Here is an 18,803-nt window from a genome sequence, read left to right as displayed (position 1 = left end):
AGTTACTTTCCATCTCTTTTTATATAGGAATTAGTTTTGTTCATTTTTTAGTTTTTCAATACCAGCTTTTATTCTTCTTAAAGATTCTTCTTTACCTAGAATTTCAGCTAATTCGAAAGCTCCACCTGGAGTAGATTTTTTACCTGAAAGAGCAGTTCTTATAGGCCATAAAACCACACCATTTTTAACTTCCATTTCTGATATTAGATTAAATATTGTATCATGTATTGAATCTAAAGACCAATCCTCTAAATTTTCAAGTGTTGGTAAAACTTTTTCTAAAGTAGGTAGTGAGTTTTCAGGATTAGTTTTCATTCTTTTATGAATGTATAGTGCTGAATCATATTCTGGTAAAGCATCAAAGAAATCAATTTTTTCTGGTATTTCATTTAAAAGTTCAACTCTTGTTTGAAGAAGTTCACTTATTTTCATTAAGTCAAGTTTTCCCATATTTTCCCTAGAGAATACTTCCTCATAATAAGGAAGAGCTTTATTGTGGAAATCTTCAAGTGGAAGTTTTTTAATGTATTCTCCATTCATCCATTTTAATTTTACATCATCAAAGATTGCAGGAGATTTATTTATATGTCTATAATCAAATTTTTCTACTAATTCTTCTAAAGAGAAGATTTCTTGATCTGTTCCAGGGCTCCATCCAAGTAATGCAATGAAGTTTACTACAGCTTCTTTTAAGTATCCTTTAGCTAGTAAATCTTCAAAAGAAGCATCTCCATTTCTCTTACTTAGCTTTTGGTGTGCATCCTTCATTATTGGAGGACAGTGTACATAAGTTGGTACAGGCCAACCAAAAGCATCATATAGACGGTTGTACTTTGGTGCTGAAGATAAATACTCATTACCACGAACTACATGAGTAATTCCCATTAAATGATCATCTACAACATTAGCAAAGTTATATGTTGGAAGTCCATCAGATTTTATTAAAATCATATCTTCTAATTCTGAATTTTCAACCTTAATTGCTCCATATATTTCATCTTCAAAAATAGTTTCACCTTCTGTAGGGTTCTTTTGTCTTATAACATAAGAAACTCCAGCAGCTAGTTTTTCTTCTATTTCTTCTTTAGTAATAGTATGGTATTCTGCATTATATTTATAAGGTTTTTGTTCTTTTTCACATATTTCAGCTACTACATCTTGTTTATCACTGAAAACATAATAAGCTTCACCTTTTTCTACTAATTGTTTAGCATAATCAAGGTAGAATCCTTTTCTTTCACTTTGTATGTAAGGACCTACAGGACCACCTATATCTGGACCTTCGTCGTGCTTTAATCCGGTCATTTCTAAAGTTTTGTAAATAACATCAACAGCGCCTTCTACATATCTTTGTTGGTCAGTATCTTCTATTCTTAGTATGAATTTTCCGCCTTCATGTTTAGCTATTAGATAAGTATAAAGGGCTGTTCTCAAGTTTCCAATATGCATGTAACCAGTTGGGCTAGGTGCAAATCTAGTTCTAACTTCTCTTCCTGCCATGTTTTTCACTCCTATGTAAATATTTTAAATGCCTCCCATCCTCATTCTGGGACGAAAGGCATATTTTAAACGATATTTTTATCATATACTAAAGGGTAGTATATGTCAATAATAAGAGAATTATTAAAATTCTTTATTGGAATAAATTTTTGTAGATATTTGTATAGAAATAAACATTATAATTAGAACTACTACAAAGAAACTCAAATGAAGAGTATTTATGTTATTTATTTTTGAAAGTAGATATAGAATATGTTGTCCATTTGTAGTCTTAATAAGTTTTACAACGTAACCTGGAGAGACTATTACAAGTATATATAAAATAAAACTAAATATTCTTAATTTGCTACCTTCAAATTTGTAGTAGAGTGGATAATATATTGAATAAAATATTCCTAAAATATTAAAGCTAACTATTAGATCCCATATAGTTGCAGCTCTACCAGAGGATTTAAATCCCAAACTATAAAGGATATTTGTAAGGAGTATTACAACCATTGAATAAAAAATAACATATACAACTAATGATAAATATTTAGATAATACAATATCTTTTTTGTTTATAGGAAGACTGTTTAAGGAAATATGAAATTTATATTTTTCATCATAACTATTTGCAGTAAGTATAGTTATATAGGCAATCATAAAGATTGACATAATATAAAGAAATCCAGAAGCTTCAGGCATTTTTAGTCCTATTACAGAAAGAATTACTGCATATACAACCAATATAATATTTGTTTTTTTAGTAACTGTTACATCTTTGAGTATCAAATTAAACATTAAAAAATCACTCTCCTAAAGGTCTTTATTTTCATAAATGTGAAGGGAAACTATAGCTGAAGTTATTAGTATACATATAGATATTAGTAAAACTATACTACCTACTAAGAGGAGATTATTCTGTTTAAATGCAATGATTTTTTGTAAGAAGTTTATATCTCCAATAGCAGATAAGAAATTTGCTATGGCGAAAAATGTGAAATAAATTATGATAGAAAATATCTTTCCTCTTCTGTAGCCATACTTGAAATATAAAGGAAAGTTTAAAGAACACATTAAAAAAGTAGTAACTAGTATCTTCTTTATAATGCTTAGATTTAAAAAACTTAAATTTCCAACAATACCTGTAGTAGCAAATATACCTCCTAAAATACCATTAAATAATATAGCAATTAAGATATAAAAAAATATTGATACATATTTTGATATAACTATATCTTTTCTATCTATAGGCAGAGAGTTAAGTATGTATTCTCCTTTTAATCTATCGTCATAGGTAAAGGATATAGTTGATAGGAAGTAAGCCATTGTAGTTATCATAATTAGATATACAGTATCTGATGGTATATAGTCTTGGGATGTAACCATTATTAGGAAATAAGCAATAAAAGCTAATATAGTCATTTTATGAAAACTAATGGTTAAATCTTTTTTTATTAGATTTATCATTATATTACCTCCTCACACTATAAACCATAATATCTTCAAGAGATGGTTTTTCAATCAAAACTTCATTTTTAAATAGTCTTTTTATTCTTTCAACATTATTAGTTAGTGCTTCAAAACCGAAGGAATTTTCTCTAATGCTTATAAATTCTTTCTTAGTGCTGCTGTTTAAAATATCAAGGCCTCCCTTTACAATTCCGTAACTTTCCATTATATCGTCCTTAGGTTCTGAAAAGATTATTTTACCTTTATTGATGAATGTTATATAATCAGCTATCTTTTCAAGATCAGTAGTAATATGTGTTGAGAAGAAAACACTTTTATTTTCATCTTGAATAAGTGAATAAAGTATATCTAAAATTTCACGTCTAAATACAGGATCAAGACCCGAAGTTGGTTCATCCATGATTATCAGTTCAGCATTATGAGATAAAGCAATGGCAAGAGAAAACTTCATTTTCATACCTTTTGAAAGTTCTTTTATTTTCTTTTTAGGGTTTAAGTCAAATTGTTTCATATATTTATTGAAGACTTTATCATCCCATTTAGTATAAAAAGGAGCTATGATTTTTTTCATTTTTTCCAGTGATAATTCTTCATAATAATAGTTTTCATCATAAACAAAGCCTATTCTATTCTTGATTTCTTTTTCATGTTCAATATTATCAAGGCCAAATACTTTAATTTCTCCATGATTTTTATGAATTAAATTCATTATTAGTTTAATGGTAGTACTTTTACCAGCACCATTGGGACCAATAAAGCCCATAATAAAGCCTTTTTCTAAACTAAAGCTTATGTTATTTAAAGTAAAATCATTGTATTCTTTTCTTAAATTTTTAACTTCTAAAATATTTTCCATATAAAACCCTTCCTTCTTAATTAACTTTCTTCAAAAAGAATTTTTAGCATTTCTACAAGATCATCGAAACTTAAATTTATTATTTTGCTTTCATCAACAACTTCAGTTAGTTTTTCTTCGATGAGTTTTAATTTCTGTTCACGAAGAAGCTCTTTATTTTGAGCTGCAACAAAGGAGCCTTTGCCAGCTACAGTTTCTATAAAGCCTTCTGATTCAAGTTCTGAATAAGCTCTTTTAGTGGTGATTACACTTATCTGAAGTTCTTTTGCTAGACTTCTTATAGAAGGAAGAGCATCTCCTTCTGCAAGTGTACCCTTTATGATTTGGGATTTAATACTATTTTTGATTTGTTCATAAATTGGTTCTCCAGAGGAGTTAGAAATTATAATTTTCATTTAACATTCTCCTTTTGTGCACAAACTGTATATACTGTATATATTGTTCATATACAGTATATACAGTTGAAACGTAATTTGTCAATACATTATTTGGTGATTTGTATAATTTTTTTAAAAACTTAGAGTATAATTAGATATGGGTGTGAAATTTTATAAATCAAAATTTTGCACAGTTGAAAATTGACAATTTATTTATTGTCAATTTTCAATTAATTTAAAGGAGATGGAATTATAAAGGATGAAGAGCAAAAATAAAGTGTGGATATTAATTTTTATACTTACTTTAACTATAGGAGTTTTTAGTTTTACAAAAGAAAAATCAGTTTTTGCAGGAGAAACAGGTAAATCAATTAGTAGAAAAGTACTTAATGAGAGTAAAATTAGTAATACTTTATATGATAAAAATGATGATAATCTAGGAGAAAGCTATTATAGAAGTGATAGAGTTGTTCAAGCAGCAAAGATAATAATGGGTTTTTTAGTACCAGTGGTTATATTATTTACAGGTTTCTCTGCTAAGCTGAGCAATTTTTCTAAGAGTATAGGAAAAAATTTGTTTTTGAGTATAGGTATTTATGGAATTGTATATAATTTGATAGACAGTTTGGCTAATTTACCTTTGACATATTATGCAGGATATATTCAGAGTCATGTTTTTGGATTTTCCCATCAATCTTTTAATACATGGATAAGGAATTATTCTATAAATTTATTATTAAACTTTGTGGGGATATTTTTATTTCTTTGGATACCGTATAAATTAATGAAAAAGTCTCCTAAGAAATGGTGGATTTATACTGGAATAGCTATTATACCTATAACACTTTTTATGTATTTAGCACAACCTGTGATTATTGATCCTTTATTCAATAAATTTAAACCTCTAGGAAATGAAACAATAGAAAGAAGTTTAGTGGAGTTAACGGAAAAAGCTAATATAAAAGACTGTACAATTCTTCAGATAGATAAGAGTAGAGATACATCTATGATTAATGCTTATATGACGGGGATAGGTAAGGCTAAAAGAATTGTTTTATGGGATACAGCTATAAATAAACTCAATTTAAGAGAATTAAGCTTTGTTATGGCTCATGAAATTGGACATTATGTTCTAGGACACATTAAAAAATTAATTTTTATACAGATAATAATTACATTTATTGTTTTATATATAATAAGCAAAGTTGCTCCGAGTATAATAAAAAGATATAGAGGAAAGTTTAAATTTAATAAAATTAGTAATGTGGCGTCATATCCTTTAGCTATAATAATAATTAATTTTTGTCTTCTATTCATAGTACCATCAGCTAATGCATATTCTTGTTATATGGAACGTCAAGCAGACACCTTTGCTATTGAAATAACTAGAGATAATGAGGCGGCAGTTTCAGCCTTTCATAAATTGTCTAAAGGTGGAGTTGTAGTTCCTAAGCCAGATATATTTTATAAGATGTGGAAGTATGATCATCCTCCAATAAAAGAGCGTATAGATTTTTTTAAGATTTACAAACCGTGGGAGGAAGGAAGAAGTTTAAAATATGATAAGTATATAATCAATCCCAAATAATATTGAGAAAATTCTATATTATTTGAAAAAATGTTTGAAATGTTGACATGAATTTGTTATAATACTAAAAATATTTAAAATTAAAACTATAGATCTTTATAATCTATAGTTTTAATTATTTTCATATAAGATAAGGGGCGATTAATTATATGAAAGGGGCAGAAGTAATAATAAAATGTTTGGAGAAAGAAAATGTAGACATAATTTTTGGCTATCCAGGAGGGGCAGTTTTATCCTTATACGAAGCAATTAGAAATTCTAATATTAAGCATGTTTTAGTTAGACATGAAAATGCAGCAGCACTTAGTGCTAGCGGCTATGCAAGAGCAAAGGATGCTGTAGGTGTGTGCATAGCTACCTCAGGACCAGGTGCAACAAATCTGATTACAGGAATAGCTACAGCATATATGGATTCAATTCCTTTAGTGGCTATTACTGGACAAGTGAGTACAACGGTAATTGGAAAAGATGTGTTTCAAGAAGTCGACATAACAGGAGCTACAGAACCTTTTACTAAGCACAATTACTTAGTAAAGGATGCAAAAGAACTTCCAAGAATAATTAAAGAAGCTTTTTATATTGCCAATACAGGAAGAAAAGGTCCAGTATTAATTGATGTTCCTGTTGATGTTCAAAATCAGATAATTAAATTTAGTTATCCCAGAGAGGTTAATATTCCAGGATATAAACCTGTAATAGAAGGGCATGCTGGACAGATAAAAAGAGCTTTAAGAGCACTGAAAAATAGCAAAAGACCATTAATTCTAGCTGGAGGGGGAGTAATATCATCAAAAGCTACTAAAGAATTAAAAGTTTTTGCAGAAAAGTTTAAAATACCTGTAGTACACACTTTAATGGGAGTTGGAGCTTTAACAGTAGATTCACCTTCTTATGTTGGTATGATAGGGTTTCACGGTAACAGTTATTCTAAGAAAATTATTAACGAAGCTGATTTATTAATAGTTATAGGGGCAAGAATAACAAATCGATCCAATGCTAATTATAATTTTAAAAATAAAAAAATTATACACATGGATATTGATCCAGCAGAGATAGGAAAAAATATTGAAACCACTATTCCCGTTGTTGGAGATGCTAAAACTATATTAAAGCAATTTATGGAAAATTCATTTCAGCTTAAAATAGATGAATGGATTAATGAAATTAATATTATTAAGAATTCTTGTAAAGAGACTCACTATGAGTATAAATATGTTAATCCTAAAAAAGTACTTCAAGTTATTTCAAAACTTGTAGAGGAAGATACTATACTAACAGCAGATGTAGGGCAGAATCAAATTTGGGCAGCTCATAATTTTGATATGAAAGGTAGAAGAAAGTATTTTACTTCAGGAGGACTTGGAACTATGGGGTATAGTGTTCCAGCTGGTATAGGTGCAAAATTAGCCGCACCAGAAAAGAGAGTTATTTCAGTAGTTGGAGATGGGGCTATACAAATGCACTTAGGGGAACTTGCTACCTTATCTGAAAATAATCTTAGTAATATTATTATACTGTTTAATAATTCTAGACTTGGTATGGTTAGAGAACTGCAAGATAACCACATTGGAAAAGGTAAATATTGTGGAATTGAATTTGGTATAAAGCCTGATTTTGTTAAGATAAGTGAAGCTTATGGTATGTGGAGCAAAAGAGTTGATTCTAATGAGGAATTTGAAGAAGTCTTTAAAGAAGCTATGGGTAGCAACAGGCCTTGTCTTATAGAGTGTATAGTGGATCCAAAATTCAGTACTTTATAGAGGGAGGGATTAACATTAAAAGTTATGTATTATCTGTATTAGTTGAAAATAATTCAGGTGTTCTTAGTAGAATTTCAGGACTATTTAGCCGCAGAGGCTATAATATAGATAGTTTGTCTGTTGGAGAAACTGAAAATCCTAAAATTTCTCGGATGACCATAAGGGTTACTGGTGACGAACACATATTAGAACAAATAAAAAAGCAATTGAATAAGCTTATTAATGTTATAAAGATAATAGAGTTAAAACCTGAAAAATCTGTTTATAGAGAATTAATATTAGTAAAAGTTAAAGCTAACGACAAAAATAGAGCAGCTGTTATTGAAATGGTAAATTTATTTAGAGCTAAAGTAATAGATGTAGCCCCTAAAAGTCTTACTATAGAACTAACAGGAAGTGAAGATAAAATTTCAGGTTTTATTGATAACGTGAAGGAGTATGGAATTCTAGAATTAGTTCGTACTGGATTTACAGGAATTGAAAGAGGAAATTCCCAATTAGTAGAGAAAATTTGATAGTAAAGTATAATTTCAACAGCCGATAGAGCTAAAAAGATAGTTCTATTGGCTTATTTTTTTAGTAATGGTAAAATTAATTAAATATATAATTCTTGATTATAAATACTGATTTTAAATTTGGTGGTGAACTGAATGAACAAGAGAAAAGCCCAAAATTGGATTAAAAGTAAAGGGACATGTATTTTAAATGGGTTTAAAGATAATATTGGTAAAGGCTGGATAGGAGGAAAACTTGCTTTAAAAGTATGTGTATTTATTTTATTTGCTATAGTAGGAGCATATATAAATACAGGACTTGGTGTAATTATAGATATTTTTATTTGTGGTTTAGTAGGTTTTCTAATAGTAAATATAAGTGGAGTTTTATTAAAAGTTCTTATAAAAATATTTAGATATATACCCGCAGAATTTATGGCGTTCTTTTTAATATTTGTAATAGTTATAACTATAGTTTTATATAATGTTTTTGGATTAGCCATTTATGCTGATTTATTAATTGCCTTTACTATTGCAGTAATTGAGTCATTTTTAGGAATTGGTATATGGTTACTATTAAAAAGAAAGAGTAAAAATTATTTAGGAATAAGTTTAGTGTTCTTTACTATAGCTATAAATTTAAGTGTAGTATTCTTGTTAAAAAATTCAGGAACAGATAATAAAGAATTAGAGAGGTATTTAGTTTTACATAAAGAATTTGTATCAAAGAGAGCTATAGATAGTCCTGCTTTAAAAGGAAAATACGAAGTTAAAAAACTGTACTACGGAAGTGGCAAGGATAAAAACAGAAAAGAATATGCTGAAAAGGTAAATATAAAAACTAAGGAAGTTTTTGCATATAATTTTCTTGAAAATTATAAAGGAATAAAAGGAAAACTGAGGAGTAAATATTGGGGCTTTGATGATAGAAAAATGCCTCTAAATGGCATTGTATGGTATCCAAAAGGAGAGGGTGTATTTCCTTTAGTTTTAATAGTTCATGGAAATCATACTATGGAAGAGTATTCAGAAGGTGGATATGAATATTTAGGGGAGATTTTAGCTAGTCAAGGTTTTATAACTGTTTCCATAGATGAAAACTTTTTAAATAGTTCTTGGTCAGGAAATTTAGGAAATGAAAATGATGCTAGAGCTTGGATTATACTTAAACATTTAGAACAGTGGAAAAAATTTAATTATGATAATAAAAATGCTTTTTATAACAAAGTTGACTTAGATAATATAGCACTAATTGGACATTCAAGAGGAGGAGAAGCTGTAGCTACAGCAGCGTTATTTAATAAGCTTAAATATTATCCACTTGATGCAGATACTACTTTTGATTTTAACTATAGTATAAAGTCCATAGTTGCCATTGCACCAACAGACGAACAGTATAAGCCGGGAGATAAACCTACACAATTAGAAAATATTGATTATCTACTTTTACAAGGAGCAAATGATGGTGATATATCAACTTTTATGGGAAGCAATCAATACAATAGAGTGAAATTTAATGATGAAAAATATCATTTTAAAAGTATGCTATATATTTTTGGAGCAAATCATGGGCAATTTAATACTGTTTGGGGAAGAGCAGATTTATCTAAGCCATTAAGTTTTCTTTTAAACACAAAACAAATATTAAAGGGAGAAGACCAGAGAAGGATTGCAAAGATTTATATATCAGCTTTTCTAAAAACTACTTTAATGAATGAAAAAAAATATATTTCTCTTTTTAGAGACTATAATACAGCAGAAAAAAATTTGCCACAAACTCTTTATATAAATAGATTTGAAGATTCTAATTTTAATCTTATAGGTAATTATGAAGAAGATGTAGATTTGAGAAGTACAACTATTTCTGGAGGTATTGCAGAAGGTGAAAGACTATGGGAGTGGAAAGAAGGAAGTTTAAAGTTAAGAGGTGACTTTGAAAGTAACAACAACGTAGTATATTTAAAATGGAGAAATAAAGGAGGAAGATATACTATAGATTTATCCCAAAATACAACTGATAAATTGAACATTCATTTAGATTCAAAGCTTATATTTTCAGCTTGTGATATAGATGAAACCAAAACTAAAAGTGATAAATTTGATTTAACAGATTTTACTGTAAAAGTAGTGGACAGTAAAGGGGAAGAAGCATCTCTACCTTTAAGTAGTTTTAATATTATGCCTCCTGCAATAGGCATTAAATTTGCTAAATGGAATTATTATAACAAAGTTCAGTATGGAGAGGAATTTGAACCTGTTCTTCAAACTTATCAGTTTAAAATGAGGGATTTTATAAATAGCAATAGTAGATTTAATCCTAAAGAATTAAAGAAAATAGAATTTATTTTTGATGAAAGTGAAAATGGACAGATTATTATTGATGACATAGGAATAGAAAGATAGTATACTATTAAAGGATTAAAATTAGCAAAGGAGAAGAATATGTTATATAGAAGTACATATAATGAGATTAAAAAAGAACGCAGCTATTATTTATATATGGTTGCAGTGTTAGCTATAATATGGACAGGATTTTTTATAATCAAGATGGGAGATAGTTTTCAACCTGCTGGAGGTAGTTTGGATAACCAGACTATAAATATGGTAAAAGGCATAAGAAGTGAGATGCTAAATAAGATATTTGTATTTATAACTGTAAGTGGAGATACGGTAGTAGTAATTATACTAGCTTTAATTGTAATTGGAACTTTATATTACAGAAATAAAGTGTTAGAAGCAGTAGTCTATGCTTTACATATGCTGATAACTGCAGGAATAAGTCAGGGATCAAAGTATATAGCTAGAAGACCAAGACCGCAAGGAGATTGGCTAGTGGATATTACAAAATATACTCATATTGGACAATATAGTTTTCCAAGTGGACATGCATTGATAGCTATGTCAGGAGCCCTTTTAGTTATTTATTTTATTTTATCTATGGTAAAGAATAAAATTTTATCTGTAATTAGTAGTATTTTTATTTTCGCATATGCAGTGTTGATTGGAATTAGTAGAATATATGTAGGAGTACATTATTTAAGTGATGTTATTGCTGCATGGGCTATATCTGCGGTATGGGTAGTTATAGTTTTAGTTGTATATAGAAGATATAGTGTTAAATTTTAAAAACTAAAATTTACTCGATTGAGGATTATCAAATTTATAATAGAGAGTTAAGAGGAGAGAATACAGAAATTATGTATTCTCTTTTTTTTAATAGTTATATATACAATGGGTTGATTAATATAAATACTATAGTGAAAATATTATAGAAAAACGTGAAAATTTAGAGGAAAATATTTACATGTACCGAATAAATATTATAGGGAAACAATGACATATTATAGATATTAAACGGTAATAGAAGTAAGGAGGGGAGTAACATAAAAACCTTAATAAAAAATGGGTTTATTGTAAATTTTGACGGAAAATTTCACGGTGACATATTAATAGAGGATGGAATAATTAAAAAAATAGGGAAGTTACTATACTGTGAATATGATCAGTTAATAGATGCAGAAGATAATTATGTATTTCCAGGATTTATAGATACTCATACTCACTTAGAACTTCCAAAAAGATTAGGATTTTCAAAGGATACAAATGATTTTGAAACCGAAACTATGGCAGCATTGGCTGGGGGAACAACTACTATATTTGATTTTGTATTACCAGAGAAAAATGAAAGCTTAATAGATGCTCTGAATAGAAAAGTTAAATACTATGAAGGGACTGCTAACTGTAAATACCAGTTTCATGTAGTATTAACTGAAGTAAAAGATAATTTATATGAGCAGCTTAAACAGTTGAAGAGAAAAGGAATAAAAGGAATAAAAATATATACAACTTATGATAAAAGACTTACTAATGAAGAAATAATAAAGGTTATGAATTATTGCTCTAAATTAGATTTGGTGGTGCTAGTTCACTGTGAAGATAATGCTATCATAGAATATTGTAAAAACAAACATAATTATAATTTTAAAAGACCTGCAAAGGCAGAAGAAAATGCTGTATATACAATTGCTAATTATGCATTAATAACAAAATGCATAACATATTTTTGCAATATAAGTTGCAGCAAAAGTGTTGAGATTATTAAAAGGATAAAACAAAAAGGTGGAAAAGTATATTTAGAAACATGTCCACACTATTTGATTTTAAATTCGTCTAAATATTTAAAATCTTCATTAAAAGAGGGGACAAAATTTTTAGTATCCCCTCCACTTAGAGAAGAAAAGGATAATAAAGCTTTAATAGAGGCTTGTCTTGATGGGACTGTAGATTTAATTTCTACAGATCACTGTGCTTATTTATTTGAAGAGCATAAGAAGAAATATTATTACGATATAAGTAAAGCTGCAGAAGGGATACCTGGAATTCAATTAAGACCTAGTCTTATATATACTATTCTTGTTAAAGAAAGAGGATTTTCAGTAGAGAACTTTGTAAAGCTTTTAAGTTATAATCCTTCAAGAATTTTTAGTGTTTATGATAGAGGATATATAAGAGAAGGCGCAACTGCAGATATAGTAATATGGGAAGATAAAAAATTTAAGGTGAATATTGAAGATTTACATGAGGGAACTGATTATTCTCCTTATGAGGGAATGGAGCTTGTAGGAAAAGCAAAATACGTTCTATAAGAAAGTGCGACATAAGTTGCTGATAACTTATGCCGCACTTTTCTTAAAACTCGATGTATGTGTTTCCATCAAGTGGTATAAGAACTTGAAGAGGAGGAGTTTCACCTAAAAGTCCTACTGCATAAACAGTATAGAATCTATCTTCTTTAAATCTTATATTAGGTATTGTTAATGCAACTTCAGAGGTTCCAGCAGGTCTAGCTTGAAGAGTATATACTCCAGGATCTACAGCAATATAGTTAGTTAAGTCTTCAAAGCCTACGTCTCCAAATAATATTTTACCATCTGGAAGAGTGATATCTACGTTAGGAGTATTAGGTGATAAATGACCAAATCTAACATAAGCTTTATTTTTTACTTTAGGTATGATTGGATCTACATATGGAATAAGTTTAAGATTAGCTAGTGTATCTGCAGCAGCTACTGTATAAATTGTTTCAGGGTCAAGAGTTACGTTAGTATCTATAACTGGATTTATAGTCTTACCAGTAGGAAATACTTTAATATTATAGTTTCCAGCAGGTACTTGTAAGTATTCTGTAAAATTCTTATAAGGTAAATTTCTAGCTATTAATTTACCATTTGCATAAACATCTACAGGTGGTGCATCAGGAGATGCGTGAAAAATTCTTATATAGGATTTCATTGCTGTTCTAAAGAGAGGATAAAAATACATAAACTAGTCACCTTTCAAAATTATTTCTACATATATAAGATATGATACTAATATTAATTTGTGAACAAATTAATATATTGCCATTAAAAACAACAAAAATACCATAAAAAAGAAATAATTTTAAATATTGTAATACATAAACTCAAGATGTAAAATTAGATTATACTAAAAAGAATAAATGATTAATTATAAATATTATTTATTATGTAGATGAATTTGTTTATTTTTATTAAATCTATTTATGATTTAGTAAATAGGGGGAGTGTACAGTGAAGAATATAGATAGAATAAGAGGAGGATTATTTGGTGCTGCCTGTGGAGATTCATTGACTAAATATTTAAAATATAATCCCAATAAGTATAGAAATAGATGTGAAGATGTTGAAAAATATTTTATTGAATATAATGATAGAGAAATAACGGATGATACTAAAATGATGATAGCAACTGCAAAGGGAATTATAGAAAAGCCTAAAGAACCTTTAGATGCTATAGGAAAACATTTTCTTAAAATATATCATGGTAATCTTGAAAATTTAGGATTAACTATTAGAATAGCTTTAGCAGAATATGAAAGATATAAGAATTGGAGAAAAGCTTCAGTAAAAGCACATTTGAAGTTAGGGGGAAGAAGTGCTGGAAATGGTTCACTTATGAGAACTATTCCAGTAGCACTATATTATAAGGAATTAGATCATATGATAAAAGTTACAAGACAACAGTCAAATTTAACACATTTCAGTAAAAGTGCGGCAGAAGTATGTATAATTTACAACATGCTTGTATATAGATATCTGAAAGGAGAAAATAAGAGGGACGCTGTAATCGAAGTTTTAAAAAAATTTACCGAATACAAAGATATATTAGATATTAATGAAAGTGAATTAAATAAAAGTGAATGTGCTGTAGACACCCTAAAGTGTTCTTTGTGGTGTTTTTTAAATACAGAATCTTATGATGAAGCTGTATTAAAATCTATAGAAATCTATGAGAATAGGGATACTATAGGAACAATTACAGGAGGAATTGCAGGAGTATATTATGGATATCATAACATAAGCGATAAATGGAAACAAAATTTATCAGTAAAAGAGGAACTTTTAATGATAAGTGAAGAAATAGCAAAAGTAGAGTAAAATAAAGATAGGATGTTTATGCCTATCTTTATTTATATAAAAGGAGCGAAAAAATGAAGAATACAATTAGGAATAAACTAAGATTTATTCATGCTGCAGATATTCATTTAGGAAGTATTTTACATATAAATTATGACGGCTTAAAAGAAATAAAAACATTGTTTAAAGAAGCAGTATACGAGGCTTTTAAAAGAATTTGTGACAGTGCTATTAAATATGAGGTGGATTTTATTCTTTTATCTGGAGATATTTATGATAGAGAGATTAGGACAGTAAAAGCAGGCGAATTTTTTCAACGTCAGTGCAAAATACTTAAACAACATGAGATTAATGTATACATCATAAGAGGTAATCATGATCCACTAGGAAAAGCTGAAGAATTATTTGATTTACCTACTAATGTTTATTTATTTAGCAGCGAAGAGGCAGAAACTTTTGAGGAATATAAAAGTGAAAGGTTAATTGCTAGAATTTTAGGACAATCATATAGAGGAAAATGGGAAGGAAGAAAAGTTTTTAATTCCTATGAACCTATAGACAATTCAGTTTATAATATTGGTTTATTACATACTCAATTGGAGCCTAAAAACAAGAATTATATTCCATGTAGTGTAGAAGAATTAAAAAGAAATGAAAATATAAATTATTGGGCTCTTGGGCATATTCATAAATGTAAATTAATTAATCCTATAAGTCCTATCATAGTATATCCTGGGATTCCTCAGGGAAGAGATATAGGAGAAGATGGCATAGGAGGATGCCTACTTGTAGAGGTTAATGAGGAGCTTTCTAGTAATATTAGTTATATTCCTACATCAACGGTTATTTGGAAAAAAATTATACTTAGAATAGATGAAGATAAAGAAAAAAAGCCTATTAATTTAAGTGAACTTGAAGATATGTTTATAGAAAAAGGACAAGTTATTTTAGAAAATATTCCAAAGATACCAGAAGGATTTCAGAGTACTTATCCTTTATCAAGCATTTTAAAAGGATATATCGTACAGTGGAGTATAGAAGGTAGAGGAGAAATTGATGAAATCTTAAGAGAAGATGAGGAAAATATAAGAGATTATTTAGTTCAAACTTTAAATAATCATTTTATGAATAATGATTTATTTTTATATACGGATTCTATAGAAATTAATACTAGAAAAGAAATTTTAGATATAGAAAGTTTAAAGCAAACTAATGCAGCATTTAAAGAAATAGATAAAATTGTGCAGGAGATTTTTTCATGTGACAATATAAACAAAGAAATTATAAGTACTTTTGGAAGTGTATTTCAAAAAAAGTATGATAAAGAAGATTTTAATGAGGAAAAGATTCAGCTAGATCAAAACATCATTGAAGAGATAATAAATCAAGCAGGAGAAATTATCATAGAGAAATTGTTAGAAAAAGGTGAAGGAAATTGAGAATAAAAAGAATATATATAAAGGATTTTGGCATATTTAGAGATGAAAAGCTGGATAATCTAAATGGAAACATAGTTGTAATAGGTGGACATAATAGGGCGGGTAAGTCATCTTTTATGGAACTTTTAAGACATTTAGGTTTTGGCTTTTTATCTAATAATAGGGAGTTACCTCCGCCAAATGTTGAATATGGGGTTAATTATGATGTTGAAACTGAAGAAGGAGAGATATTCAATATAGATATAAAAGGAAACAAGAACCCTGTGGTAAAGGGCTTAAATGTTAATAGACAAATTTCTATTCAGAATATATATAGTAATGTGGATTATTTTAAATATAAGCAGCTTTTTACCATAAGTTTAGATGAATTACAAAACACAGGATTAAAAAATTCAAAAGAAATAAATAATATGCAGACAATATTTTTAGGAGCAGGTTTCAAGGAAATTGCTCAAGTTCCTCAAATATTGAAAGAGATTCAAAAAGAAGCAATAAAAATAGGTGGAAAAAATGGGAATTCTTCAACAGCTCAATTTAAGGAATACAATAAATCTATAAAAAAAGGTATTGAACTTAGAGAAAAAGCTATAAGTGAGGTTGAAGAATATTATGATAAAAGTAAAGAGTTAGAAAAAGTCAATAAACAAATAAGTGAAGAAGAAGATATGATTCAAAACCTAGAAAAAAGAATTAATATTCTCCAAATAATTAAAAGTAATTTTAGTTCCTATGAAAAGCTTAAAGAAATTCAATTAAAACTGAATATTTTTGAGGAAGAAAACGATATAAAGGATTTTAAGTATCAAGCTATTGAAAGAGTTATAAGCTTAAAAGAAGAATATGAAGATGTTTTATATGAATACGAACAAAGTGATTTTAAATTTAAACAAAATACTGGAGGACATAAAAGTTTAAGAGAGAAGCTCATAAATTATAAAGACAAGATTAAATATTTCTATAATAATATTTCTGGAATGACTGAAAAGATAAAAAATTACAAGGAATTGAAGGAAAATTGCCTTCAGGAAAGAGAAGAAATTATAAAAGAAATTAGGAATATTAATGAGGAATGGAGCGATGACTTTAATAAAGTACTAAGTATTAAAACAGATATTATTAACATAGAAGATATAAATAATACTATAGATAAATATAATCAATTGATGTATGAAAAAAATATGATAGAAAATGAATTAAAATCGTTAAAAGTAAATAAAAAAGTAATAGAGAAAACAAATTCTAAAAATGTTTATTTTAATATAGATGAGTTTATAAAAAGATATTTTTATATCTCGTTAATGATTATAATTTTAGGTGTTGTGCTATCTTTTATAAATTACTATAAAGCTGGAATTATATTAGCTATGTCCGGAACGATTTTAGGAGGAATATACGGTGTAATAAAGTATATTTCATATACGGTTAGCGGTGATAGTAGTGATGATTTAAGAAATGGTATAGAAAACATCAAGGATGAATTAAATGAAAAGAATAAACTTTATGAAGAAGTATGCAAAAAAGCAGAAAATAACAATAAAAAAATCCAAGGCTATAGAAGTTTATTAAATCTTCAGGTAGAAGTTTCAGGTGATATGTTAAAAGAGTATTTTAGAAGAGTTAAGGAGCTTAAAAGTAGAATTATTAATCTTCAAGGAATGGTAAGTAAAGCTTCTAAAGCAGGAAACGTAGTTAATAATGAATTAAATTCTATGCTTAATATAGTGTGTCAATTTAGGAAAACTATTTATAAAGAAGAGATAGATGCTGTAGGAAAAAGTTTGATTAAAAATAGTGACAAGCTATTTAATATGATTGAAATTCTTAATGATTATGTGGATTTTTCAGAAGAACTTCAATTGGTGCAGTATAGAAAAGATTTATTGGAAAAAAAGATATATGAAACAATAGGTGAAGAATATAATAAAGAAGATATTTTAAGAGTTTTAGAAGAATATATAGAAATGAATAAGAGATACAAAGAAGTTTTAGAGTTAAAGTCAGAGCAAGAAATATTAGAGAAGACTTTAAAAAATTATTGTGAATATGATGGCAATTATAAAAATATATTTGAAAAGTATAAATTGTATTCAGAGGTTGATGAAGAATATGATACTGTAGAAAAAGAGTTCAAAAATATTAGAAAAGAATTGGAAAATCTAAAGGAAAAACGTCAAAGTTTAAAATATGAACTGGATATTTTGAAAACTACAGAAAATATTGAGAATGCAGAACAGTATATTGATAATGGAAGAAAAGGACTAAGGCCTCTTGCAAAAAAATATGCTTCTCTAAAAGCAGCAGAGTATATATTAAGAAAACTTCAAAACCATTTTATTGAAAACACTAAGGATTCTTTACTAAGAGGTGCTAGTGAATATTTATCACAGATTACAGAAGGTGAATATAAAAGCATACTTCCACCAGAAGACTTATCTAGTTTAGAGTTTAAAACTACTTTGGAAGATGGAAATATTCATCATAATCCAGAGGTTTTGAGTAGAGCTACAAAGGAACAGCTATTTTTGGCGGTGCGTTTAAGTAGAATAAAAGAAATTAATCCTCCATTACCTATAATATTGGATGATTCTTTTGTAAATTTTGATGAGAAGCATACTAAACAAGTTATGAAAATTTTATTAGAAATATCAAAAACTAACCAAATTTTTTTAACAACTTGTCATCCTCAGTTATTAGAATATATACACGAGGTATCAAAAGATGTTCAGTATTGGAATTTAGAAAAAGGGAGATTTACTTTATGTGACAAAGATAGTTTAATTAAATATTTAGTTTAAAGCTAAAACCACTAAAATTTGATGAAATTTTAGTGGTTTTAGTATATTTTATCGTTTACAGTAATTATATTGAAATGTTAGAATATTAAAGTATATGTAGTT

15 protein-coding genes are annotated in these 18,803 nt (G+C 28.0%); 9 read left to right on the top strand and 6 right to left on the bottom strand.

Annotated elements, in window-relative coordinates:
* Positions 1–30: 30 nt before the first annotated feature.
* From gltX to OXH55_RS09630, 5 genes are all read right to left on the bottom strand, one after another.
* Positions 31–1,500, bottom strand: coding sequence for a glutamate--tRNA ligase (gene gltX, locus OXH55_RS09650; protein ID WP_268049730.1), 1,470 nt, complete (start codon positions 1,498–1,500; stop codon positions 31–33).
* A gap of 123 nt (positions 1,501–1,623) precedes the next feature.
* Positions 1,624–2,283, bottom strand: a complete 660-nt coding sequence (locus tag OXH55_RS09645; protein WP_268049729.1) for an ABC-2 transporter permease — start codon at positions 2,281–2,283, stop codon at positions 1,624–1,626.
* 15 nt (positions 2,284–2,298) lie between these two features.
* A complete protein-coding gene (locus OXH55_RS09640; RefSeq protein WP_268049728.1) occupies positions 2,299–2,952 on the bottom strand; it encodes an ABC-2 transporter permease in 654 nt (217 codons plus the stop codon).
* Positions 2,953–2,956: 4 nt separating this feature from the next.
* The gene (locus tag OXH55_RS09635) at positions 2,957–3,811 is read right to left on the bottom strand and encodes an ABC transporter ATP-binding protein (RefSeq protein WP_268049727.1); all 855 of its coding nucleotides are present in this window, start codon (positions 3,809–3,811) and stop codon (positions 2,957–2,959) included.
* 20 nt (positions 3,812–3,831) lie between these two features.
* On the bottom strand, positions 3,832–4,206 hold the full coding sequence (locus OXH55_RS09630; protein ID WP_268049726.1) for a GntR family transcriptional regulator: 375 nt from the start codon (positions 4,204–4,206) through the stop codon (positions 3,832–3,834).
* A 241-nt stretch (positions 4,207–4,447) separates the two neighbouring features.
* On the opposite strand from OXH55_RS09630, the gene OXH55_RS09625 reads away from it, so the two are divergent.
* The 6 genes from OXH55_RS09625 to OXH55_RS09600 all read left to right on the top strand — a co-directional run bounded on the left by OXH55_RS09625 (position 4,448) and on the right by OXH55_RS09600 (position 12,676).
* Complete coding sequence (locus OXH55_RS09625) at positions 4,448–5,776, top strand: M48 family metallopeptidase (protein ID WP_268049725.1); 1,329 nt, start codon at positions 4,448–4,450, stop codon at positions 5,774–5,776.
* A gap of 149 nt (positions 5,777–5,925) precedes the next feature.
* Positions 5,926–7,536 (top strand): biosynthetic-type acetolactate synthase large subunit, encoded by a 1,611-nt coding sequence (gene ilvB / locus OXH55_RS09620; RefSeq protein WP_268049724.1) that lies wholly within the window; start codon positions 5,926–5,928, stop codon positions 7,534–7,536.
* Between the two features lie 14 nt (positions 7,537–7,550).
* Entirely contained in the window at positions 7,551–8,051 is a 501-nt protein-coding gene (gene ilvN, locus OXH55_RS09615) for an acetolactate synthase small subunit (RefSeq protein WP_268050071.1), read from the top strand.
* 135 nt (positions 8,052–8,186) lie between these two features.
* Entirely contained in the window at positions 8,187–10,433 is a 2,247-nt protein-coding gene (locus OXH55_RS09610) for a poly(ethylene terephthalate) hydrolase family protein (RefSeq protein WP_268049723.1), read from the top strand.
* 39 nt (positions 10,434–10,472) lie between these two features.
* Positions 10,473–11,156, top strand: coding sequence for a phosphatase PAP2 family protein (locus OXH55_RS09605; protein WP_268049722.1), 684 nt, complete (start codon positions 10,473–10,475; stop codon positions 11,154–11,156).
* Positions 11,157–11,377: 221 nt separating this feature from the next.
* Complete coding sequence (locus tag OXH55_RS09600) at positions 11,378–12,676, top strand: dihydroorotase (protein WP_336296771.1); 1,299 nt, start codon at positions 11,378–11,380, stop codon at positions 12,674–12,676.
* Positions 12,677–12,719: 43 nt separating this feature from the next.
* Here OXH55_RS09600 and OXH55_RS09595 read toward each other — a convergent pair whose 3' ends face one another.
* Entirely contained in the window at positions 12,720–13,352 is a 633-nt protein-coding gene (locus tag OXH55_RS09595; RefSeq protein ID WP_268049721.1) for a DUF4397 domain-containing protein, read from the bottom strand.
* Positions 13,353–13,621: 269 nt separating this feature from the next.
* On the opposite strand from OXH55_RS09595, the gene OXH55_RS09590 reads away from it, so the two are divergent.
* The 3 genes from OXH55_RS09590 to OXH55_RS09580 are packed head-to-tail and all read left to right on the top strand — an operon-like array spanning position 13,622 to position 18,701.
* On the top strand, positions 13,622–14,488 hold the full coding sequence (locus tag OXH55_RS09590) for an ADP-ribosylglycohydrolase family protein (protein WP_268049720.1): 867 nt from the start codon (positions 13,622–13,624) through the stop codon (positions 14,486–14,488).
* A 53-nt stretch (positions 14,489–14,541) separates the two neighbouring features.
* Positions 14,542–15,906, top strand: a complete 1,365-nt coding sequence (locus tag OXH55_RS09585; protein ID WP_268049719.1) for a metallophosphoesterase family protein — start codon at positions 14,542–14,544, stop codon at positions 15,904–15,906.
* Entirely contained in the window at positions 15,903–18,701 is a 2,799-nt protein-coding gene (locus OXH55_RS09580) for an ATP-binding protein (RefSeq protein WP_268049718.1), read from the top strand. Before OXH55_RS09585 ends, OXH55_RS09580 begins: the two co-directional genes overlap by 4 nt.
* Positions 18,702–18,803 lie beyond the last annotated feature (102 nt).

It is taken from the genome of Clostridium ganghwense (assembly GCF_026735165.1).
Lineage (GTDB): Bacteria > Bacillota > Clostridia > Clostridiales > Clostridiaceae > Clostridium_H > Clostridium_H ganghwense.
The sequence above is the reverse complement of the archived record's forward strand: the minus strand, read 5'-3'. Positions and strand labels throughout refer to the sequence as shown.